The sequence below is a fragment of the Streptomyces sp. bgisy159 genome, from assembly GCF_965341775.1.
Lineage (GTDB): Bacteria > Actinomycetota > Actinomycetes > Streptomycetales > Streptomycetaceae > Streptomyces.
Genome location: NZ_CBDQZH010000009.1, coordinates 45,461 through 66,904, shown reverse-complemented (window position 1 = coordinate 66,904; position 21,444 = coordinate 45,461). Strand labels below are relative to the sequence as shown.

Sequence of the window (21,444 nt, the reverse complement as noted above, 5' to 3'; positions counted from 1 at the left end):
AACGATCATGAGCGCGACACAGACAGGACCGCAGACAGGACCGCAGACGGGACCACAGGCAGCCCAGCGGACGGGACCGCAGACCGGTGTTCAGGCCGGCCCGCAGCACGGCCCCCGCGCCGGACAGCACCCCACCTCCCCGCCCCTCGGGCCCGCGGCCCCCCACACCGATCCCCAAGCCGCCCCCACACCCACACCAGCCGCCGCCCCCCGCACCGCCCCCTCCGGCTCACCCGCCCCTCGCACCACCCCCTCCGGAGACCCCCGTATCGGCTGGAGCAGCGCCGAGACCCCCCACACCCCCACCCTGCGCCACCGCCGCGACGGCATCCTGCCCACCGTCGCCGCCGCCCTCTCCGTCCGCGGCACCACCCTCACCGGCACCGCCGCCCGCGGCGACCGGCCACCCGCCCTGCACCCCCTGGTACAGGACTTCCTCGACACCCTCACCAGTACCCAGCGCGACCGTTTCACCGGCCGCTGCGCCGAGACCCTCCTCATCTCCCGCCACCTCGCCGCCGCCGACGCCGCCCGCAGCAAACGTGCCGCCCGCAAACCCATGACCAACGGTGAAGCCCGCAAAGCCCTCAAACAGGCCAAACTCACCGCCCGCCGCATCCGGGAGGACGGCGACCCCCTGCACGGCAGCTTCGCCGCCCCCTGCCGCGCCTGCACCGCCCTCAGCGCGCACTTCGGCGTCCGCGTCGTCGACCCCACCGCGACCGACGCCTGACCCCCACCCCCCGCGCCGCCCCCTCGGCCTCCCCACCCCTCGACCTCCCCCTGCCCCACCACCCGACGAAGCCGCAGAACACCACCCGGCCGAGCCCCACCACGCCACCCGACGAAGCCGCAGAACACCACACGACGAAGCCGCACCACGCCGCCACACGACGCCGCCGCCACGCACGCACCGACCCCCGCGCGCCGAACGCCGCACAACCACGAACAAGGGCAGATGCACACCGACCGCACCTCCACCACCCGCTTCCCCGTCCCCGTCGACGCCGCCCTGCGCACCGCCGGCTGGCAACCCGGACGCTGGGACATCAAGCAGGCGGAAATCTGGGCCGACGCACTGCGCGAACACACCTCACCCGCCGGCCACCGCCACGCGGTCTTCCCGGCCGCGGTCGAAGCCTGGGCCGAGTTCGGCGGACTCCGCATCACCCCCACCGGCCCCGGCCGCCAGGTCGCCCCGGCCGCCCTGCACCTCGACCCCCTCCACGGCCTCCACCTCGCCCGCACCCTCGGCGACCTCGGCCGCGCCCTGGACACCGAACTCAGCCCCCTCGGCACCGAGACCGACACCGAGGCACTCCTCGCGATCGACGCCGAGGGCCGTGTCTACGTCCTCGACCACACCGGCGACTGGTATCTCGGCCCCGACATCGACCACGCCCTCGGCACCCTCGTCTCCGGCACCGAACCGACCCGCCTCACCACCGGCTGAACCCACCCCGCCAAGCCCCCCGGCGCGCCCTGCACCCGGATGCCCACCGTCACCCCCTACGCCACACCCTCACTCCACACCACCACCCCCCACCCGCAAGCCCCTACGACGCACAAGGAATAACCGCCGAAACCCGGAATCCCCCCGCATCCGTAGGCCCCGACACGAACACCCCGCCCAGCCCCACCACCCGCTCCCGCATCCCCAGCAGACCGTTGCCGCCGGACGGCAACCGCGCCGAGGACGCCGACGCCACCTCCGGCGGTGGCCCGTTCTCCACCTGCATGGCGATCTCCGTCACCCGGTGCGCCAACCGCACGTACGTCTTCGCGCCCGCCGCGTGCTTGTGCACGTTCGTCAGCGCCTCCTGCACCACCCGGTACGCCGTCTGCTCGATCTCCGGCGCATACGACCGCGCCGGGCCCTCGACCGACAGGTCCACCACCATCCCCGCCGCCGCCGACTGCCCCACCAACTCGTCCACGTCCGACAGGCACGGCCCCTGACCCGCACCCTCGTCCGGCGCCGCCCCCTCGTCGGCCGCCACCCGTGACGCCGCCACCGCCTCGCCCACCGCGGCCAGCGGCACCGTTCCCGGCCCCGCCCCCGCCCGCGCCCCGGGCGCGGACACCGCCCCCGACGCCGCCGCCGACCGTTCGCGCCGCGGACCCTCGCCGCTGCGCAGCACCCCCAGCATCTCCCGGAGCTCCGTCAGCGCCTGCCGGCCCATGTCGCCCACCAACGCCGCGTTCCGCACCGCCTTCTCCGGGTCCTTCCGCGCCACCGCCTGCAACGCCGCCGCGTGCACCACCATCAGACTCACCCGGTGCGCCACCACGTCGTGCATCTCCCGCGCGATGCGCGTGCGCTCCTCGCCCCGCGCCCACTCGGCCCGCTCCTCGGCCCGCTCCGCGAGCAACTGCAACTCCCGCTCCAGGCTGTCCGCCCGCTCCCGCAGACTCTCCATCAGCCGGCGCCGCGCCCCCACATACAGACCCAGCAGCACCGGCGGCGCGGTCAGCCCCAGCGACGCCGTGATCGACGCGAAGGGCACGAACCACTCCCCCAGCGTGACGCCGCCCCCGCTCGGCTCCGGCGGCCGCATCCGCACGAACATCACGATCAGCGTCCCCACCAGGGACATCCCCGCCAGCGACGCGATGATCCGGCGCGGCAGCTCCGACGCCGCCAGGGTGTACAGCCCGACGATCGTCATCAGGTAGCCCATCTGGGCCGGCGTCACCGCGATCGCCACCAGCACCACCGGGATCGGCCACTGCCGCCGGACGAGCAGCACCGAACCGGCGAGCAGCCCGAACACCATGCCCGCCGCCACCGGAATCCCCGCGTCCCCCGCGAACCGGTACCCCTCGGCCGCACACTCCGCCGCCGACGCCGCCGTCAGACTCCAGTCCAGCAGCGCGCTGCGCCACCTGGCCCACCACCACGGCCCTGACCGGGCCGCCTCGTGGTCTTCCCCCGTCATGGTCATGGCTCCAGCCTAAGGGCGTCCACCCCGGCTTTTCCGGCGAGTTTCCTCCACTGACCTACACCCGACCTGCACCACACTCCGTAATCGAATAGCTACGAAACCACCCACTATCACTCGAACCGATGAACCTCCACCGTTCGAACCCGGAACCCCACATTCCGGCCGGATGGTATGTCCGTGGCACATACCCCTGGCAAGTACGCCGACTTCGAGACCCTGCGGGAGCAGGCGGTGGCACTGCGCCGCCGCGGCTACAGCCTCCGGCAGATCCGCGACGAGTTGAAGATCTTCAACAACGACATCCTCAACCGCCTGGTGAAGGGGGAACCGCCGCCGGAGTGGACCAGGCGCCCGAACACGAAGGACGACCTGAGGGCCAGGGCGAGGGAACTCCGCCTCCAGGGCTGGACCTACGACCGGATCGAAGCGGAACTCGGCTGTTCCAGGAGCTCAGTGTCGTTGTGGGTGCGAGACCTGCCCCGACCGGAGCGAAAGCGCAGCGCCGAGGAAGCGGCGGCCATCGCACGGAGGGGCTGGGAGGCGAAGCTGCGGATCCGGGAGGAGGAGCGGCAACAGACCAAGGATGAGGCCAGGCAGTCGATCGGCAACCTCTCCCCGCGCGAGCTGTTCCTGGTCGGCGTGGGCCTCTACTGGGCCGAGGGCGGCAAGGACAAGCCGTACGACCGCCGCGAGAACGTCGCCTTCGTCAACAGCGACCCGCACATGATCCAGGTCTACCTCGCATGGCTCGACCTGGTCGGCGTCGAGCGCGAGCGCCTTCGATTCACGGTCATGATCCACGAGAACGCGGATGTGGCAGGTGCCGAGCAATATTGGGCCGACCTCGTCGGTGCCGACCGCACCACCTTCAACAAGACGACGATCAAGAAGCACAACCCGAAGACGATCCGGAAGAACATCGGCGACTCCTATCGCGGCTGCCTGGTCGTCAAAGTCCTGAAAGGAGCCGACTTGTACCGTCGCATCGAAGGCTCCTGGTACGGCATAGTGGAGTCCGTGCGCGAGGCCGATCAACAGAATCGGACATAGGGCGCAAGCCATCCCGGATCGTCTAAAGGTAGGACAAACGGTTTTGGTCCGTTGAATGAGGGTTCGAGTCCTTCTCCGGGAGCCGAGAACCTCGGGCCCTGACCCCCCGGTCAGGGCCCGCAGTCATGTCCCCCAAGAAACGCCCCGGTATCCTGCGGGTGTCCACCCCCTCCCCTCCACAGCCGAAGGGCAACCCCGTGAGCGCCATTCGCCCGGCAGCCGTAGTCGTTCTCGCAGCGGGTGAGGGCACCCGTATGAAGTCGGCCACACCGAAGGTTCTGCACGAGATCTGCGGTCGCAGTCTCGTCGGTCATGTGCTGGCCGCGGCCCGTGAGTTGGACCCCGAGAACCTGGTCGTCGTGGTCGGGCACGCGCGGGAGAAGGTCGCGGCGCACCTCGCCGAGGTGGACCCCGGCGTACGGACGGCCGTGCAGGAGGAGCAGAACGGTACGGGTCACGCCGTGCGGATGGGCCTGGAGCAGCTGGGCGGTGCCGTCGACGGGACGGTCGTGGTCGTCTGTGGTGACACGCCGCTGCTGACCGGTGCGACCCTGTCGGCGCTGGCCACGACGCACGCGGCGGACGGCAACGCCGTGACGGTCCTGACCGCGGAGGTGCCGGACGCGACCGGGTACGGCCGGATCGTGCGGGACGGGGCGACGGGTGCCGTGACGGCGATCGTGGAGCACAAGGACGCGTCGGAGGAGCAGCGGGCGATCCGGGAGATCAACTCGGGTGTGTTCGCGTTCGACGGGCAGCTGCTGGCGAAGGCGCTGAAGCAGGTGCGGACGGACAACAGTCAGGGCGAGGAGTACCTGACGGACGTGCTGGGGATCCTGCGGGAGGCCGGCCACCGGGTGGGTGCGTCGGTCGCGGCGGACCATCGCGAGATCGCGGGGATCAACAACCGGGTGCAGTTGTCGGAGGCCCGGCGGATCATGAACGACCGGCTGCTGACGTCGGCGATGCTGTCGGGTGTGACGGTGGTGGACCCGGCGACGACGTGGGTCGATGTCACGGTGACGTTCGAGCAGGACGCGGTGGTGCACCCCGGGACGCAGTTGCGGGGGGCGACGCATCTGGGCGAGGGCGCGGAGGTCGGTCCGAACAGCCGGCTGACGGACACGCGGGTGGGTGCGGGTGCGCGGGTGGACAACACGGTGTCGGACGGGGCCGAGGTCGGTCCGCAGGCGTCGGTGGGACCGTTCGCGTATCTCCGGCCCGGCACCCGTCTGGGGGTGAAGTCGAAGATCGGTACGTACGTCGAGACGAAGAACGCGCGGATCGGCGAGGGCACGAAGGTGCCGCATCTGTCGTACGTCGGGGACGCGACGATCGGCGAGTACTCGAACATCGGGGCCGCGAGCGTCTTCGTGAACTACGACGGGCAGGAGAAGCATCACACCACCGTCGGGTCGCACTGCCGGACGGGTTCGGACAACATGTTTGTGGCTCCTGTCACGGTCGGGGACGGTGCGTACACCGCTGCCGGCTCCGTGATCACGAAGGATGTGCCCCCCGGTTCGCTGGCCGTGGCCCGTGGCCAGCAGCGCAATATCGAGGGCTGGGTGGCTCGTAAGCGTCCGGGCAGCGCGGCGGCGAAGGCGGCCGAGGCGGCGTCCCGTGCGGGCGCGGGCGAGGACTGACCGGGAACGACCGCGTCGAACACGGCGTACCGTGATAGGTGCACAACCGCACCCACCAGCTGAGACGCCTCCCGCACCCAGCCGGGAGGGCTTGCACGACGCCCAGCTGCGACACCTCTGAGGAGACAGTGCTGTGACCGGGATCAAGACGACCGGCGAGAAGAAGATGATGTTCTTCTCCGGCCGCGCCCACCCCGAGCTTGCCGAGGAGGTCGCCCACCAGCTGGGTGTCGGGGTCGTCCCGACGAAGGCCTTCGACTTCGCCAACGGTGAGATCTACGTCCGCTACCAGGAGTCGGCGCGCGGTGCGGACTGTTTCGTGATCCAGAGCCACACCGCTCCGATCAACCAGTGGATCATGGAGCAGTTGATCATGATCGACGCGCTGAAGCGCGCGTCGGCCCGTTCGATCACGGTGATCGTGCCGTTCTACGGGTATGCGCGGCAGGACAAGAAGCACCGCGGCCGTGAGCCGATCTCGGCGCGGCTGATCGCGGATCTGATGAAGACGGCGGGTGCGGACCGCATTCTCACGGTGGATCTGCACACGGACCAGATCCAGGGGTTCTTCGACGGTCCGGTGGATCACCTGTTCGCGCTGCCGCTGCTGGCGGACTACGTCGGCAAGAAGGTGGACCGGGACAAGCTGACGGTGGTGTCGCCGGACGCCGGCCGGGTGCGGGTGGCGGACCGCTGGTGTGACCGTCTGGGTGCGCCGCTGGCGATCGTGCACAAGCGCCGGGACAAGGACGTGGCGAACCAGGTGACCGTCCACGAGGTGGTGGGCGAGGTCGAGGGCCGGGTGTGCGTGCTGGTCGACGACATGATCGACACGGGTGGCACCATCTGTGCGGCGGCGGACGCGCTGTTCGCGCACGGTGCGGAGGACGTCATCGTGACGGCGACGCACGGTGTGCTGTCGGGTCCGGCGGCGGACCGGCTGAAGAACTCCCGGGTGAGTGAGTTCGTGTTCACGAACACGCTGCCGACGCCGACGGAGCTGAGCGACGACCTGGACAAGATCACGGTGCTGTCGATCGCGCCGACGATCGCGAGTGCGGTGCGCGAGGTGTTCGAGGACGGGTCGGTGACCAGCCTGTTCGACGAGCAGTAGGCGTAAACGCTTCTGCATGATCGATTTTTCTGCGGCCTCCCTGGCCGAGTAGACTGCTCCAGTTGCTCGGCGAGGGAGGCCGTCCTCGTGTGGAGGTTCGGCTGTCCGTTATCGACGCGCTCTTCGTAGCAGGCCGTTCGTGGCCGGGTGACCCCGTCCGTTTCCGCTTCCTACGAGGAGTGATCGTCATGTCCGAGGTGAAGCTCACCGCCGAGACCCGCACCGAGTTCGGCAAGGGTGCCGCGCGTCGTATCCGCCGTGACAACAAGGTTCCGGGTGTGCTCTACGGGCACGGCTCCCAGCCGCTGCACCTGACGTTCCCGGGTCACGACCTGCTGCTGGCGCTGCGTACGCCGAACGTTCTGATCGCGCTGGACATCGACGGCAAGTCCAACGAGCTGGCCATCCCGAAGGCCGTGCAGCGCGACCCGCTGAAGGGCTTCCTGGAGCACGTCGACCTGCTGCTGGTCAAGCGCGGCGAGAAGGTCAACGTGGAGATCCCGGTGCAGACCGAGGGCGAGCTGGCGGCGGGTGGCAACCTGCTGGAGCACGTCCTGAACGCGCTGCCGGTCGAGGCCGAGGCCACGCACATCCCCGAGTCCGTGACGGTGTCGGTGGAGGGTCTGCAGGCCGGTGCCTCGGTCCTCGCCAAGGACATCACCCTGCCGAACGGCGTCTCCCTCGCGGTCGAGGAGGACGCGGTGGTGCTGCAGGTCCTGGCCGCGCAGGCCGAGGAGGCCGGCGAGGGTGCCGAGGGTGAGGGCGAAGAGGCCGCCGAGGCCTGATCCCCGCTGTCGTCGTTCGTGGTCAGCCGCTGTCCCCTGTTCCGGGGGCGGCGGCTGGCGCGTATCAAGGAGACATGGACGTGACCACCCCTGCCAACGCCCCCTGGCTCGTCGTCGGGTTGGGCAACCCCGGGCCGGAGTACGCCGGTAACCGGCACAACGTCGGTTTCATGGTGGCCGATCTGCTGGCGGAGCGGATCGGAGGCCGGTTCAAGCGTGCGGGCAAGGCGCAGGCGCAGGTCGTGGAGGGACGGATCGGGCCGCCGGGGCCGGCGAACCGCCGGGTGATCCTGGCGAAGCCGATGTCGTACATGAACCTGTCGGGCGGGCCGGTGACCGCGCTGCGCGACTTCTACAAGGTGCCGGTGGCGAACATCGTCGCCGTGCACGACGAGCTGGACATCGACTACGGGACGCTGCGGCTGAAGCTGGGCGGTGGCGACAACGGGCACAACGGGCTGAAGTCGATGACGAAGGCGATGGGCGCGGACTACCACCGGGTGCGGTTCGGGATCGGGCGGCCGCCGGGTCGTATGCAGGTGGCCGATTTCGTACTGCGGGACTTCTCGTCCGCGGAGCGCAAGGAGCTGGACTACTTCGTGGACCGTGCGGCGGACGCGGTGGAGTGCCTGGTGATCGAGGGGCTGGAGCGGGCGCAGAGCTCGTACAACTCCTGACCCGGTTCCGTTTGCATCTCTGCTCCGCCGCTCTCGCGCTCGTGGAGTTGACCGTCGAGGCGGGCATGGCCAATGATCCCGGCCATGCCCGCCTCTGCTGTGTCCCCTCGCCAGGCCTCGCTCGTCGCCCTCCGGTTCGGGCGGCTGACGGCGATGGGCGTCCTCGCCGTGGTGATTCTGGTCGCCGGGGTGTGGGCGTCGTGGGGCTCGGCGCAGCACGTGATGCTGACGAAGGGGCGGGAGCGGGGCACGGTCGCGGTGGCGCGGTGTGCGGACGGCGTCTGTACGGGGCGGTACACGCCGTCGTCGGAGTGGTCGCGGGCCCGCGCGCGGGTGGAGATCGAGGACTCGGTGGCGGTGCGGGCGGGGCGGACGTACACGGTGGTGGTGAAGCCGGGCGGTGGTGAGGTGGTGCGGTCGGGGCCGGCCGGGATCCTGTACGCGTGGGTTCCGCTGGGCGGGGCGCTGCTGCTGGCGTCGGTGGTCGTGGCGGGTGGGCTGCGGCGGACGCGGATGGCGTGGGTGATGGCGGGGGCGGGGTGTGCGCTGTTGACGGGGGCGTTTCTCGTGATCTGACGGCCCGTATCCGGAGATAGGGGGATGGAACGTTTCTTTTCGCAGCCCGGGTGCCTTGTGAGTTCCCACAGTGTTGCCCGTTCGTGATTGACCGGGTTTCAGCCATGGCAGGATGCTGAGCTGCCCCCTCCACATCTTCCCTTTCGTCACTCCGAAGATGGATTGCCACATGCGTACCCTCACCCGCGTCGGCGTCGTCGTCGCCGCGTCTTCGGCGGCGCTGCTGCTGAGCCCCGTCGCCCACGCCGCGACGAACGACACGTACACCGTTCCGCTGCACCAGGCGAAGGACCTCCCGCTGACCGCCACGTCCTGGACCGGTGACAAGGAGGAGGACTGCGGCAGCGTTCCCTCGGACCAGGACGGCTGGCACTTCGTGCTGCCGGGCAACAGCACCGACTTCGTCAAGCTGACGGTCACCTTCAAGGAGGGCGGCGAGCAGGTCATCGAGACCTTCGGTCCGCCGTCCGACAAGCACGCCTTCGCCGCGTCCGCGCCCGGTGACGAGCTGCTGTCCGCGTCGGCCGAGGTCAAGGGCGGCGAGGTGGACTGGTTCAACCTGTCGCACACCTGCCCGGCGGACGACGAGACCGAGCCGACGGACGACACCACGCCCACCGACGACACCACGCCCACCGACGACACCACGCCGACCGACGACACCACGCCCACGGACGACACCACGCCGACCGACCAGGCCACCACGCCGGGCGGTGACGACACGGCGGCTCCGACCCCGTCCGAGTCGTCCGCCGTGGCGCCGACGTCCGCTCCGTCCGCGCAGGGCACCGTGGGCGACCTGGCCGAGACCGGCAACGGTGCCCCGGTGGGCGCCCTGTCGGCCGTCGCGGCCGTGCTGGTCGCCGCGGGCGGCTTCCTGGTGTTCCGCCGCCGCAAGGCCCAGCAGGGCTGACGCGGCCGCCGTGCAGGCGTGAAAGAGGGGGGTGCCCCCGAGTCCGTACGGGCTCGGGGGCGCCCCCCTTTTTTCTGCCGGGCGGGATCAGCCGGTGTTGCGCAGGCCCGCCGCGACGCCGTTGACGGTCAGCAGGAGCGCCCGGGAGAGCAGCGGGTCGGGTTCCGTGCCGGCGGCCACCGCGTCGCGCTGGCGCTTGAGCAGGGTCACCTGGAGGTAGGAGATCGGGTCCAGGTAGGCGTCGCGGATGGCGAACGTCTGCTTCAGCACGGGCTGGCGGTCCAGGAGGCCCTGCTCGCCGGTGATCTTCAGTACCTCGGCAACGGTGAGCTCGTGTTCGGCCCGGATGGTGTCGAAGACGTGCTTGAGCTCGTCGGGGACGAGGGTGTCGACGTAGTGCTGGGCGATGCGCAGGTCGGTCTTGGCGAGGGTCATCTCGACGTTGGAGACGAAGTTGCGGAAGAAGTGCCACTGCTCGTGCATCTCTTCCAGCACGGCGTCGAGACCGGCCTCGCGCAGCGCCTTCAGGCCGGAGCCGACGCCGAACCAGCCGGGGACGATCTGCCGGGACTGGGTCCAGCCGAACACCCACGGGATGGCGCGCAGGCCGTCGAGCGAGACGCCGGAGCCGGGGCGGCGGGAGGGTCGGGAGCCGAGGTGCAGGTCGGCGAGCTGGTCGACGGGGGTGGAGGCGAGGAAGTAGGTCGGCAGGTCGGGGTCCTCGACCAGGCGGCGGTAGGCGGCGTGGGCGGCGTCGGAGACGACGTCCATGGCCGCGTCCCAGCGGGCGAGTGCCTCGTCGGACTGGCGGGGCGCGGTGTGCAGGGCGGAGGCCTGCAGCGTGGCCGCGACCGTCAACTCCAGGTTCTCCCGGGCGAGTGACGGGATGAGGTACTTGTCGGAGATCACCTCACCCTGTTCGGTGACCTTGATCTCGCCCTCCAGGGTGCCCCAGGGCTGGGCGAGGATGGCGTCGTGGGAGGGGCCGCCGCCGCGGCCGACGGTGCCGCCGCGGCCGTGGAACAGGCGCAGGCGCACCCCGTAGCGGTGGGCGACGTCCCGCAGCCGGCGCTGGGCGCGGTGGATCTCCCACTGGCTGGTGGTGATGCCGCCGAACTTGGAGGAGTCGGAGTAGCCGAGCATGACCTCCTGGACGTCGCCGCGCAGCGCCACGAGGCGGCGGTACGACGGGTCGGAGAGCATGTCCTCCAGGATCGTGTCGGCGGCCTTGAGTTCGTCGGTGGTCTCCAGGAGGGGCACGATGCCGATCTTGGCCCAGCCGGCGTGGAGGTCGATCAGGCCGGCCTCGCGGGCGAGGACGACCGCGGCGAACACGTCGTCCGCGCCCTGACACATCGAAATGATGTACGACTCGATGACCTCGGGGCCGAAGACCTCCAGCGCGCGCCGGACGGTCTGGAAGACGCCGAGGGTCTTCTCGCCGGCCGCGTCCACGGGGGCCGGGCTGGGGGCGAGGGGTCTGCGGGAGCGCAGTTCCTTGGCGAGCAGCCGGGCGCGGTAGTCGCGCGGCATGTCGGCGTAGCGCCAGGACTCCTCGCCGAGGCGGTCGAAGAGCTGGCCGAGGGCGTGGTGGTGGGCGTCGGCGTGCTCGCGGACGTCCATGGTGGCCAGCTGCAGGCCGAACGCGGACAGGGTGCGGATGGTGCGGTTCATGCGGCCCTCGGCGATGAGGCCGCCGCGGTGGGCCCTGAGGGAGGTCTGGATCAGGGTGAGGTCGTGGAGCAGCTCGGTGGTGCCGAGGTAGTCGCGGCCCGGCTCGTGCGGGGTGCCCTTGGCGAGGCGCTGCTTGGTGTTCTCCAGCTTCTGCCGGACGCAGGTGGCCTTGAGCCGGTAGGGCTCCTCGGCGTTGAGCCGCTTGTAGCGGGGGCTGATGCCGGGGAGGTTGTCGAGGTCGGCCCGCAGCGACTCCAGCAGCTCCTCGGTGGCGCCGGTGTAGCGGATGGAGTTGGACAGGAAGCCGCGCAGCTCGTCGATCATCTCCAGGGCGTCGTTGATGCCGTGCTCGTGCTGGAGGATGAGGACGTCCCAGGTCACCTGGGGGGTGACGTTGGGGTTGCCGTCGCGGTCGCCGCCGATCCAGGTGCCGAAGGTGAGCGGGCGGGCGTCGTCGGGGAGGGTGAAGCCGACGCGTTCCAGCTCGGCGGTGAGGTCCTCCAGGACGTCGCCGACGGCGTTCGCGTGCAGTTCGTCGAGGTAGTAGATGGCGTTGCGGGCCTCGTCGGCGGGCTCGGGGCGGACGACGCGCAGTTCGTCGGTCTGCCACACGAGGTCGATGTTCTCGGCCAGCCGGGTGTCGTGGCGGCGCCGGTCGGAGTCGATGACCGGGGTCTCCAGGAGGGCGGCGATGCGGCGGAGCTTGTTGAGGACCGAGCGGCGGGCGGCCTCGGTGGGGTGCGCGGTGAAGACGGGGCGCACGTTGAGGTGGCGGACGGTCTCGCGGACGTGCTCGGTGTCGGCGTCCTTGAGCCGGTCGGCCGTACGGGAGAGGAGGCCGCCCTCGGCGGCGCGGCGGGCGCGCAGCTCGCGGCCGCGGTGGACCTGCTCGGTGACGTTGGCGAGGTGGAAGTAGGTGGAGAAGGCGCGGACCAGCTTGGCCGCGGTCTCCAGTTCGGTGCCGCGCAGCAGCTCGGCGGCGGCGTCGCCGTCCTCGCGGGTGAGGCGGCGGACCTTCTCGACCAGTTCCAGGAGCTCGGGACCCTCCTGCCGGACGAGGGTCTCCCCCAGGAGGTCACCCAGTCGGCGGATGTCGGCGCGCAGCTCTGCACTGGTCGTCATGGTCTGGTCGTCGGCACTGCTCACAGGTGCGGCTCCTTGCAGTGTTGAAGCTCATCTGGGAGGGGACCCGGACGGTGACCTCGCGGCGGGCGCCGCATTACGGGCAGGACATCCGGGAAGGAAACAGAGCGGACCGCGCTGTCCGACCGACACCAGGATAGGTGGCGGCTCGGACGCGCGGTCGGACGGGCTCTTGCCGCGGGGCAACGCACTGCGATACTTACGATGCCGTAGGTTACGGAACCGTAGGAAGTACGGGCGGTTCCGCCCGTTCGGCACCTGTCTCTACCCTCGAACCCCACAGGGGACGCCCATGACCACGAGTTCCGATGTGATCGATGACGCCCCGGAGGCGGCCGACGGCTCTCCAGCGGCTCCCGCCACGCTCGGCGGTGAGCAGAAGCGTTCGATCGAGCAGATCGCCCTTCTGCTCTTCATCACCGTTCCGTTCCTCGCGCTGCTGGCCGCCGTGCCGCTGGCGTGGGGCTGGGGGGTGAGCTGGCTGGACCTCGGCCTGCTGGTCTTCTTCTACTACCTCGGCTGCCACGGCATCACGATCGGTTTCCACCGCTACTTCACCCACGGTTCGTTCAAGGCCAAGCGGCCCCTGCGGATCGCGCTGGCGATCATGGGGTCGATGGCGGTGGAGGGACCCCTGGTGCGCTGGGTGGCCGACCACCGCAGGCACCACAAGTTCTCCGACGCGGAGGGCGACCCGCACTCGCCGTGGAAGTACGGCGAGACCATCCCGGCCCTGCTGAAGGGGCTGTGGTGGGCGCACATCGCCTGGATGTTCGACGAGGAGCAGACGCCGCAGGACAAGTTCGCGCCGGATCTGGTCAAGGACGGCGCGATCCGGGCCGTCTCCCGCCAGTTCGTGCTGTGGACGGCGGTGTCGCTGCTGCTGCCGCCGCTGATCGGCGGGCTGGTGACGATGTCCTGGTGGGGCGCGTTCACCGCGTTCTTCTGGGGTTCGATGGTGCGCGTGGCGCTGCTGCACCACGTCACCTGGTCGATCAACTCGATCTGTCACGCGGTCGGCAAGCGGCCGTTCAAGTCGCGGGACCGTTCGGGCAACGTGTGGTGGCTGGCCGTGCTGTCGTGCGGCGAGTCCTGGCACAACCTGCACCACGCCGACCCGACGTCCGCGCGCCACGGTGTGGAGCGGGGCCAGCTGGACTCCTCGGCGCGGCTGATCCGCTGGTTCGAGCGGCTGGGCTGGGCGTACGACGTGCGCTGGCCGTCACGCTCGCGTATCGATTCGCGCCGGACCGGCGGTGAGGACGGCTCCCGGCGCGGGAAGGTCGGCGCCGAAGCGGCATGATGGACGCCGTGGCGACCGATCCCAGCAGCACCCCGAGCAACGAGAAGCCGCGGCGTGCGCGCCGTACCCGGATGACCGGTGCGGAGCGGCGCCAGCAGCTGCTGGAGATCGGGCGCACCCTCTTCGCGGCGAAGGGTTTCGAGGGCACGTCGGTGGAGGAGATCGCGGCGAAGGCCGGGGTGTCCAAGCCGGTGGTGTACGAGCACTTCGGCGGCAAGGAGGGCCTGTACGCGGTCGTCGTGGACCGCGAGATGCGGCGGCTGCTGGACATGGTGACCGGTTCACTGACCGCCGGCCACCCGCGTGAGCTGCTCGAACAGGCGGCGTTCGCGCTGCTGGACTACATCGAGGAGTACACGGACGGGTTCCGCATCCTGGTGCGTGACTCGCCGATCCCCCAGTCGACGGGCTCCTTCGCCTCGCTGATCTCCGACATCGCCACCCAGGTGGAGGACATCCTCGGCAAGGAGTTCAAGAGCCGCGGCTTCGACCCGAAGCTGGCACCGCTGTACGCGCAGGCGCTGGTCGGGATGGTGGCGCTGACCGGACAGTGGTGGCTGGACGTGCGCCGGCCGAAGAAGGCGGAGGTGGCGGCGCATCTGGTGAACCTGGCGTGGCACGGGCTGGACGGGCTGGAGCCCAAGCCGCGTCTGATAGGACACCGCAAGAGCTGATCGAACACCGATCATGCGGCTGACACGGGCCCGGGAGGGCGCCGTGCCAGCCGGAGGGCAGCCGGTTCAGTGCCTGCCTGCGTCCTTGGCCTTCTCCTTGGCCTGGCGGGCGTCGCCCTTGACCTGCTCGGCGCGGCCCTTCGCCTCCATGGACTCGTTGCCCATGGCCCGTCCGGCCGCTTCCTTGACCCTGCCCTTGGCCTGTTCCTTCTTCGCCTTGGCCTTCTGTTCGTGCGCCATGGTGCTCACTCCCTGTGTTCTGCCGTTGCGCCGTCCCGCCGTCCTGCCCCGTCGGCGGCCCCCGTCGCACACCGCGGCGGGTGCCCGCTCCGGGGACGTTCATACGCCGGTGCCGTCCGGTTCCAGGAACTCCAGGCGGTTGCCGACCGGGTCCCAGGAGTAGAAGCGGCGGTGGCCGGGCAGGTTGTCGTCCCACTCGACCGTCGCTCCCCCGCCTTGCAGCCGGGCCGCGTAGGCGGCGATGCCGGTGACCCGCAGCCCCGGGTGGGCCTTCTTCGCGGGCCGGAAGTCGGCCTCGACGCCGAGGTGCAGCTGGACCGGGCCGGCCTGGAACCAGCAGCCGCCGCGGGCGGCGAGCACCGGGGGCTTGGGGATCTCCGTCATGCCGAGGACACCGGTGTAGTAGGCGCGCAGCTGGTCCTCCGAGCCGGGCGGGGCGGCGAGCTGGACGTGGTCGACGGCGCTGATCATGATCGGTTCTCCTGCGGGGCAGCGGTCTTGTGGGCCACCGCGAAGACGCGGCGGAACGGGAAGGGGGTGCCGTTCGGGCCGGCCGGGTAGGCCGCGCGCAGGGCGGCACGGTAGTCGGCGAGGAAGGCATCGCGGGCGGGCGGATCGTCGGCGAGAGCGGCGAGAACGGGCCGCAGTCCGGTGCCCCGCACCCAGTCCAGCACCGGGTCGTCACCGGGCAGCAGGTGGACGTACGTCGTCTCCCACGCGTCCACCGAGCAGCCCAGGCCGGTCAGGGCGGCCAGATAGGCCGCGGGGTCCAGGACGGCGTCGTCGTGACGCAGGACTTCGGCGACGCCGTACCGGCGGGCGAGGTCGCGCATCAGGCGGTGGCTCGGGGCGTCGAAGTTGCCGGGGACCTGGAAGGCGAGGGTGCCGCCGGGGGCGAGCGCCTCGATCCAGGCGGGGAAGCGTCCGGTGTGCCCGGGCACCCACTGCAGGGTGGCGTTGCTGACGATCAGGTCGTACGGCCGGTCGGGCACCCAGGTGCGGACGTCGGCGCGGGTGAACTCCAGGCGGCCGCCGCCGGTGGTGGGACCGGCATGTTCGACGTGGGCCCGGTCGAGCATCTCCGCGGAGTTGTCGTGACCGGTGATGTGCGCGGCGGGCCAGCGGACGGCGAGGAGTGCCGTGACGTTGCCGGGACCGCAGCCGAGGTCGGCGATGCGGGGCGGGGCACCGGGCAGGTCGGGGACCCGGGCGAGGAGGTCGGTGAAGGGGCGGGCACGGTGGCCGGCGTGACGGAGGTACTGGGCCGGGTCCCAGGCGGGTGTGGTCATGGGAGCAGCCTCACCCCGATTTAGCTTGATGTCAAGAGACTCGACATCAAGAGACTTCACGTCGACACAACCACTACACTGATCGCATGGAGGACGAGGTCGATCGGCTGGTCGCGGCGTGGCGCCGAGAGCGCCCGGACCTCGACGTGGAACCGCTGGAGGTGCTCAGCCGGGTGAGCCGGCTGGCCCGGCACCTCGACCGTGCGCGCCGCCTGGCGTTCTCCGAACACCAGCTGGAGCCGTGGGAGTTCGACGTCCTGACCGCGCTGCGGCGCGCCGGAGCGCCGTACCAGCTCTCCCCGGGCCAGCTGCTGACCCAGACGCTGGTCACGTCGGGCACGATGACGAACCGTATCGACCGGCTCGCCAAGAAGGGCCTGGTGGAGCGGCTGCCGGACCCGAGCGACCGGCGCGGGGTGCTGGTGCGGCTCACGGCGGAGGGCCGCGACCGCGCCGACCAGGCGCTGGCCGGCCTGCTGGACCAGGAGCGCGCCATCCTGGCCGAGCTGTCCCACGCCCAGCGCGCCGACCTGGCCGCGCTGCTGCGCCAGCTGACCGCCCCGTTCGACAACATCCCGGGCTAGGGCGGGCCCGTCCGGCGGATGTCCGTGGCACCGCGGCCCGTGGCCCCGTGGCCCCTCCGACGGAATCCGCCGCGTCGCCCGGCACCGCACTCTCACCGCACCGCGCGCGAGCCGTGCCACGCCGGGACGGTCAGGCGCTGTGGGTCTCCTTCTGCCGGAGCCGTCCGGCGGGTTCCAGGTCGACCGGCCCCACGCCCGCCCGGCGGGCCAGGGCGACGGCGGCGAGGGTGGAGTGGACGCCCAGCTTGCCGAGGACGTTCTGCATGTGGGTGCGGACGGTGTGCGGGGAGAGGAACAGCCGCTCGGCGACGGCCTTGCGGCCGAGGCCCGCGACCATGCAGCGCAGCACCTCCCGCTCGCGCGGGGTGAGGGACTCCACCAGCCGCTCGCTCTCCGTGCGGTGCTTGCGGGCGGCGGTGAGTTCGCGCAGCACGCCGGTGAGCAGCGCCGGCGGCAGGTGGGTCTCCTCGCGCAGCACCCCCCGGACGACGGTGAGCAGCCGCGACAGCGAGCAGTCCTTGGCCACCCAGCCGGACGCCCCCGCCTGCAGGGCGAGCGCCGCGCGCCGCGGATCGTCCCTCTCGGCGAGCACCACGAGCCGGACGTGGGGATGCGCGGCGCGCACCCCGGCGACGAGGGAGATCCCGTCGACCAGCCCGTCCTCGGCGGCCTCCCGCACGGCCACGGCGGGCCGCGGTCCCGGCACCTGGCCGCCCAGGTCGGCGTCGACCAGCACCACGTCGAACCGGCGCGCCTCGGCGGCCGCGCGCTCCAGGCTGCGCAGCGCGGCCGGGCCGCTGCCGGCGGCGCAGACCTCGACGTCGGGCTCGGCGGCCAGCGCGGCGGCGAGCGACTCGGCGAAGATACGGTGGTCGTCGACGACCAGGACTCGGATGCGAACCACGTAACCCCCTTCCCCGAGCTCCATCACGGAGCAGGGGATACCCAAGGTCCGGTGAGCGGGGACGACGACGGGCGCGGATACGGCGCCCGGGGACGGCGCGCGCCGCACGGCCGCCGCCGTACCGCAGTCGCCACCCCCGGCGCGGGCGCCGTATCCGACTGTCTCGCCCCCTGATCGGCACCGGCCCCCACCGGTGCTGTTCACAGGGTAGGGCCGCGGGCTCACGGGGGAAGGGGATTTGCAGAACTGGCCGTCCCGCGCGTTTATGGTGAGGCGCATGTTTCGTCTTGAGACAGAAGTCGACAGAGCCAGGCGTGATCTGCTGCGCTCCCGGCTCCGCGACACCAACACGGCGGCCTCCCCCGTCCTGCGTGCCCTGCGCGGCACCCCGACGGAACGGGAGGCCCCGCTGCACGTGTGGGTCCTGGACGAGACGGACGACCTGATCGGCGGTCTGGTGGGACACACCTGGACCACCTGGCTGCACGTCACCTACCTCTGGGTCGCCGACCGCCACCGCGGCCACGGCCTCGGCACCCGCCTGCTCACCGAGGCCGAGAACGTCGCCGCCGCCCGCGGCTGCCACCGGGCCCGCCTGGAGACCTGGGACTTCCAGGCCCCCGGCTTCTACACCCGTCTGGGCTACGAGGTGGTCTGCGTCATCGAGGACTACCCGCCGGGGCTGACGGAGTACACGCTGACGAAACGTCTTCAGCCGCGCCCGGCGGGGCCGTTCAGGCCAGCCGCCGGGCCCCCGGGGCCGGGACGGCCTCGAAGACGCGCGGGGCCGTGAAGCCGGCGTGGGCGAACGCCTCTTCGACCGCCTTGGTGAGGGTGTCGACGTCGGACGCCTCCGCCAGGACGATGGCCGAGCCGCCGAATCCGCCGCCGGTCATGCGGGCGCCGAGGGCGCCGGTCTTCAGGGCGGTGTCGACGACGAGGTCCAGCTCGGGGCAGGAGATGCGGAAGTCGTCGCGCAGCGAGGCGTGACCCTCGACGAGGACCGGACCGATGGCGCGGGTCTCGCCGGACTCCAGCAGGGAGACGATCCGCTCGACCCGTTCGTCCTCCGTGACCACGTGGCGCACCAGCCGGCGCACCTCGTCGTCGCCGAGGCGGGCGAGCGCCGAGTCCAGGTCGGCGTACGGGATGTCGCGCAGAGCGTCCACGCCGAGCAGGGCGGCGCCCTTCTCGCAGCCCGCGCGCCGCCTGCCGTACTCGCCCTCGCTGTGGGAGTGCTCGACCCGGGTGTCGACGACCAGCAGCCGCAGGCCCTCGGCGGCGAGGTCGAAGGGGATCTGCCGCTGGGACAGGTCGCGGGTGTCGAGGAAGAGCGCGTGGCCCTCCAGACAGCACGCCGAGGCGGTCTGGTCCATGATGCCGACCGGGGCGCCGACGTAGACGTTCTCCGCGCGCTGGCACAGCCGGGCCAGCTGCCAGCCCTTCAGGCCGAGGCCGAACAGGTCGTCCAGGGCGAGCGCCACCACGACCTCCAGCGCCGCCGACGAGGACAGTCCGGCGCCGGCCGGGACGGTCGACGCCAGGTGGATGTCGGCGCCGGTCACCGGGTGGCCCGCCTCGCGCAGCGCCCACACCACGCCCGCCGGGTACGCGGTCCAGTTCCGGTCCGACTCGGGGGCCAGGTCGTCCGCGTGCAGCTCGACGACACCGCCCTCGACGTCCGCGGAGTGCAGGCGCAGCCGCCCGTCCGTGCGCCGGGAGACGGCGGCGATCGCGGTGTGCGGCAGCGCGAAGGGCATCACGAAGCCGTCGTTGTAGTCGGTGTGCTCACCGATGAGGTTGACGCGTCCGGGCGCCGCCCAGACGCCCTCGGGCTCGGCCCCGTACAGCTCGACGAAGGCGTCCCGTACCTGCTGTGCCCCCACTACTGCTCCCTTGCGATGTGCTGCGCGAACTCCCAGGCGTCCGCGACGATACCGGCGAGATCCGCGCGGGACGGCTGCCAGCCCAGCTTCTCGCGGGCGGCTTCGGCGGAGGCCACCAGCACCGCCGGGTCGCCGCCGCGCCGGGGCGCGACCACCTCGGGGATCGGGTGGCCGGTGACCGTGCGGACGGTCTCGATGACCTCGCGCACGGAGAAGCCGTTGCCGTTGCCGAGGTTGCAGATCAGGTGCTCGCCCGGCCGCGCCGCCCGCAGCGCCAGCAGGTGGGCCTCGGCCAGGTCCGCGACGTGGATGTAGTCGCGCACACAGGTGCCGTCGGGGGTCGGGTAGTCGTCGCCGTAGACCGAGATGGCCTCGCGGCGGCCCTGGGCGACCTGGAGAACCAGCGGGATGAGGTGCGACTCGGGGTCGTGCCGTTCGCCCTGCGCCCCGTAGGCGCCGGCGACGTTGAAGTAGCGCAGGGAGACCGCGCCGAGGCCGTGGGCCTTCGCCTCACCGGTGATCATGTGGTCGACGGCGAGCTTGGAGGCGCCGTACGGGTTGGTCGGGGAGGTCGGCGCCGTCTCGACGATCGGGATCCGCTTGGGTTCGCCGTAGGTGGCCGCGGTGGAGGAGAACACGAGCGTGCGCACGCCCGACTCGCGCATGGCGGCGAGCAGGGCCATGGTGCCGCCGACGTTGTTGTCCCAGTACTTCTCGGGCTTCACGACCGACTCGCCGACCTGGGAGAAGGCGGCGAAGTGCAGGACGCCGTCGAAGGACGGGTCGAGCCATTTGGCGGCGTCGCGGATGTCGCCCTCGATGAAGGTGGCACCGGCGGGCACGCCCTCGCGGAAGCCGGTGGAGAGGTTGTCCAGGACGACGGCCTCGTGGCCCGCCTCCAGCAGATGCTGGGCCACGACGCTGCCGACATATCCGGCGCCGCCCGTCACCAGGTACTTCATCAACTCGCTACCTCTCGCAATCGCTCGGCCGCGGTTTCCGGCCGGATGTCGTTGATGAACACGCTCATGCCGGATTCGGAACCCGCGAGGAACTTCAGCTTGCCGGAAGTGCGGCGGACGGTGAAAAGCTCCAGATGCAGCGCGAAGTCGTCGCGGTTGACGCCCTCGAAGTGCTCCAGTTTGCCGAACGGCGCCTGGTGCCAGGCGGCGATGTACGGCGTCGGCGGTTCCCCCTCACCGAAGATACGGTCGAAGCGCCGCAAGAGTTCCAGGTAGACCCTGGGGAATTCGGCGCGCGCCGCCTCGTCGAGCCCCAGCAGGTCGGGCACGCGGCGCTTGGGGTACAGGTGGACCTCGTACGGCCAGTGCGCGGCGTACGGCACGAAGGCCACCCAGTGATCACCCTCCAGGACGACTCGTTCGTCCGCGAGTTCCCGCTTCACGACGGCGTCGAAGAGGTTCTCCCCGCCCGTGGCGTCCTTGTGCGCCGCCAGTTGGCTCAGCATCAAGGCGGTGCGGGGCGTGGTGAAGGGGTACGCGTAGATCTGCCCGTGCGGGTGACCCAAGGTCACGCCGATCTCGGCACCACGGTTCTCGAAGCAGAACACCTGTTCCACGGAGGGCAGATGCGACAGTTCGGAGGTCCGGTCGGTCCACGCGTCCAGGACCAGCCGCGCCTGCTCCTCGTCGAGGCCGGCGAAGGACGCGCTGTGGTCGGAGGTGAAGCACACCACCTCGCAGCGGCCGGAGTCGCCGGCCAGCGAGGGGAAACGGTTCTCGAAGACCACGACGTCGTACGAGGAGTCCGGGATCTCGCTCAGCCGCCCGCCCTGCGAGGGGCACAGCGGACACTCGTCCGCGGGCGGGTGGTAGGTGCGGCCCTGCCGGTGCGAGGCGATGGCAACCGCGTCGCCGAGCAGCGGGTCGTGGCGCACCTCGGCCGTGGTGACCGTGCGCTCCAGCGGGCGGCGGTCGACCGCGTCGCGCACCGTGTCGTCCCGCAGGTCGTAGTAGATGAGTTCTCGATCGTCGGCCAAGCGGGTCGAGGTTTTTTTCACCGCGACTCTCCATCCGTACAC

The 21,444-nt window shown here is 71.2% G+C and carries 21 protein-coding genes, 1 tRNA gene and 1 pseudogene; 14 read left to right on the top strand and 9 right to left on the bottom strand.

Features of this window, described 5'->3' with window-relative positions; all coding sequences use genetic code 11:
- Positions 1–268 precede the first annotated feature (268 nt).
- Together ACSLTV_RS11805 and ACSLTV_RS11800 are read left to right on the top strand one after the other, a co-directional pair.
- Complete coding sequence (locus ACSLTV_RS11805) at positions 269–733, top strand: YwqJ-related putative deaminase (RefSeq protein ID WP_432156972.1); 465 nt, start codon at positions 269–271, stop codon at positions 731–733.
- 225 nt (positions 734–958) lie between these two features.
- Positions 959–1,453, top strand: a complete 495-nt coding sequence (locus ACSLTV_RS11800) for an SUKH-3 domain-containing protein (RefSeq protein ID WP_432135504.1) — start codon at positions 959–961, stop codon at positions 1,451–1,453.
- Between the two features lie 103 nt (positions 1,454–1,556).
- Here the strand turns inward: ACSLTV_RS11800 and ACSLTV_RS11795 are convergent, their stop codons facing one another.
- Positions 1,557–2,945, bottom strand: a complete 1,389-nt coding sequence (locus ACSLTV_RS11795) for a sensor histidine kinase (RefSeq protein ID WP_435612073.1) — start codon at positions 2,943–2,945, stop codon at positions 1,557–1,559.
- A 177-nt stretch (positions 2,946–3,122) separates the two neighbouring features.
- Here ACSLTV_RS11795 and ACSLTV_RS11790 point away from each other — a divergent pair, with 177 nt between their 5' ends.
- The 8 genes from ACSLTV_RS11790 (at position 3,123) to ACSLTV_RS11755 (ending at position 9,706) form a co-directional block, all read left to right on the top strand.
- Positions 3,123–3,995, top strand: coding sequence for a hypothetical protein (locus tag ACSLTV_RS11790; RefSeq protein ID WP_435612072.1), 873 nt, complete (start codon positions 3,123–3,125; stop codon positions 3,993–3,995).
- An 11-nt stretch (positions 3,996–4,006) separates the two neighbouring features.
- Positions 4,007–4,077: transfer RNA gene (locus ACSLTV_RS11785), tRNA-Gln, on the top strand.
- Between the two features lie 115 nt (positions 4,078–4,192).
- On the top strand, positions 4,193–5,641 hold the full coding sequence (gene glmU / locus ACSLTV_RS11780) for a bifunctional UDP-N-acetylglucosamine diphosphorylase/glucosamine-1-phosphate N-acetyltransferase GlmU (protein WP_432135507.1): 1,449 nt from the start codon (positions 4,193–4,195) through the stop codon (positions 5,639–5,641).
- A 133-nt stretch (positions 5,642–5,774) separates the two neighbouring features.
- Positions 5,775–6,755, top strand: a complete 981-nt coding sequence (locus tag ACSLTV_RS11775) for a ribose-phosphate diphosphokinase (protein WP_432135508.1) — start codon at positions 5,775–5,777, stop codon at positions 6,753–6,755.
- 188 nt (positions 6,756–6,943) lie between these two features.
- Positions 6,944–7,540 carry a 50S ribosomal protein L25/general stress protein Ctc gene (locus tag ACSLTV_RS11770; protein ID WP_432135509.1) on the top strand — a complete coding sequence of 199 codons (597 nt, stop codon included), beginning with the start codon at positions 6,944–6,946 and terminating at the stop codon, positions 7,538–7,540.
- 74 nt (positions 7,541–7,614) lie between these two features.
- Positions 7,615–8,217, top strand: a complete 603-nt coding sequence (pth, locus tag ACSLTV_RS11765) for an aminoacyl-tRNA hydrolase (RefSeq protein WP_432135510.1) — start codon at positions 7,615–7,617, stop codon at positions 8,215–8,217.
- Between the two features lie 72 nt (positions 8,218–8,289).
- Positions 8,290–8,793 carry a hypothetical protein gene (locus ACSLTV_RS11760; protein ID WP_432135511.1) on the top strand — a complete coding sequence of 168 codons (504 nt, stop codon included), beginning with the start codon at positions 8,290–8,292 and terminating at the stop codon, positions 8,791–8,793.
- A gap of 169 nt (positions 8,794–8,962) precedes the next feature.
- The gene (locus ACSLTV_RS11755) at positions 8,963–9,706 is read left to right on the top strand and encodes an LPXTG cell wall anchor domain-containing protein (RefSeq protein ID WP_435612071.1); all 744 of its coding nucleotides are present in this window, start codon (positions 8,963–8,965) and stop codon (positions 9,704–9,706) included.
- 87 nt (positions 9,707–9,793) lie between these two features.
- On the opposite strand, the gene ppc is transcribed toward ACSLTV_RS11755, so the two are convergent.
- On the bottom strand, positions 9,794–12,526 hold the full coding sequence (gene ppc / locus ACSLTV_RS11750; protein ID WP_435612070.1) for a phosphoenolpyruvate carboxylase: 2,733 nt from the start codon (positions 12,524–12,526) through the stop codon (positions 9,794–9,796).
- Between the two features lie 289 nt (positions 12,527–12,815).
- On the opposite strand from ppc, the gene ACSLTV_RS11745 reads away from it, so the two are divergent.
- Positions 12,816–13,826 carry an acyl-CoA desaturase gene (locus ACSLTV_RS11745; protein WP_432135514.1) on the top strand — a complete coding sequence of 337 codons (1,011 nt, stop codon included), beginning with the start codon at positions 12,816–12,818 and terminating at the stop codon, positions 13,824–13,826.
- Positions 13,823–14,500, top strand: coding sequence for a TetR/AcrR family transcriptional regulator (locus ACSLTV_RS11740; protein WP_432135515.1), 678 nt, complete (start codon positions 13,823–13,825; stop codon positions 14,498–14,500). Before ACSLTV_RS11745 ends, ACSLTV_RS11740 begins: the two co-directional genes overlap by 4 nt.
- Positions 14,501–14,566: 66 nt before the next feature.
- Here the strand turns inward: ACSLTV_RS11740 and ACSLTV_RS11735 are convergent, their stop codons facing one another.
- The 3 genes from ACSLTV_RS11735 to ACSLTV_RS11725 all read right to left on the bottom strand — a co-directional run bounded on the left by ACSLTV_RS11735 (position 14,567) and on the right by ACSLTV_RS11725 (position 16,029).
- Positions 14,567–14,740 carry a CsbD family protein gene (locus tag ACSLTV_RS11735; RefSeq protein ID WP_435612069.1) on the bottom strand — a complete coding sequence of 58 codons (174 nt, stop codon included), beginning with the start codon at positions 14,738–14,740 and terminating at the stop codon, positions 14,567–14,569.
- A 99-nt stretch (positions 14,741–14,839) separates the two neighbouring features.
- Positions 14,840–15,211 (bottom strand): glyoxalase, encoded by a 372-nt coding sequence (locus ACSLTV_RS11730; RefSeq protein WP_435612068.1) that lies wholly within the window; start codon positions 15,209–15,211, stop codon positions 14,840–14,842.
- Entirely contained in the window at positions 15,208–16,029 is an 822-nt protein-coding gene (locus ACSLTV_RS11725; RefSeq protein WP_432135518.1) for a trans-aconitate 2-methyltransferase, read from the bottom strand. Before ACSLTV_RS11725 ends, ACSLTV_RS11730 begins: the two co-directional genes overlap by 4 nt.
- An 86-nt stretch (positions 16,030–16,115) precedes the next feature.
- On the opposite strand from ACSLTV_RS11725, the gene tamR reads away from it, so the two are divergent.
- A complete protein-coding gene (gene tamR / locus ACSLTV_RS11720) occupies positions 16,116–16,613 on the top strand; it encodes a MarR family transcriptional regulator TamR (protein ID WP_432135519.1) in 498 nt (165 codons plus the stop codon).
- Positions 16,614–16,743: 130 nt separating this feature from the next.
- On the opposite strand, the gene ACSLTV_RS11715 is transcribed toward tamR, so the two are convergent.
- Entirely contained in the window at positions 16,744–17,517 is a 774-nt protein-coding gene (locus ACSLTV_RS11715; protein WP_432135520.1) for a LuxR C-terminal-related transcriptional regulator, read from the bottom strand.
- 265 nt (positions 17,518–17,782) lie between these two features.
- Between ACSLTV_RS11715 and ACSLTV_RS11710 the strand changes: the two are divergent.
- Positions 17,783–18,229: pseudogene (locus ACSLTV_RS11710) on the top strand (GNAT family N-acetyltransferase); the annotation flags it as partial.
- Between the two features lie 22 nt (positions 18,230–18,251).
- Here ACSLTV_RS11710 and galK read toward each other — a convergent pair.
- The 3 genes from galK to galT are packed head-to-tail and all read right to left on the bottom strand — an operon-like array spanning position 18,252 to position 21,423.
- Positions 18,252–19,403 (bottom strand): galactokinase, encoded by a 1,152-nt coding sequence (gene galK, locus ACSLTV_RS11705; RefSeq protein ID WP_432135521.1) that lies wholly within the window; start codon positions 19,401–19,403, stop codon positions 18,252–18,254.
- Positions 19,403–20,365 (bottom strand): UDP-glucose 4-epimerase GalE, encoded by a 963-nt coding sequence (gene galE / locus ACSLTV_RS11700; protein ID WP_435612067.1) that lies wholly within the window; start codon positions 20,363–20,365, stop codon positions 19,403–19,405. Before galE ends, galK begins: the two co-directional genes overlap by 1 nt.
- Positions 20,365–21,423, bottom strand: coding sequence for a galactose-1-phosphate uridylyltransferase (gene galT / locus ACSLTV_RS11695; RefSeq protein ID WP_432135523.1), 1,059 nt, complete (start codon positions 21,421–21,423; stop codon positions 20,365–20,367). The genes galE and galT overlap by 1 nt, the downstream gene beginning before the upstream one ends.
- Positions 21,424–21,444 lie beyond the last annotated feature (21 nt).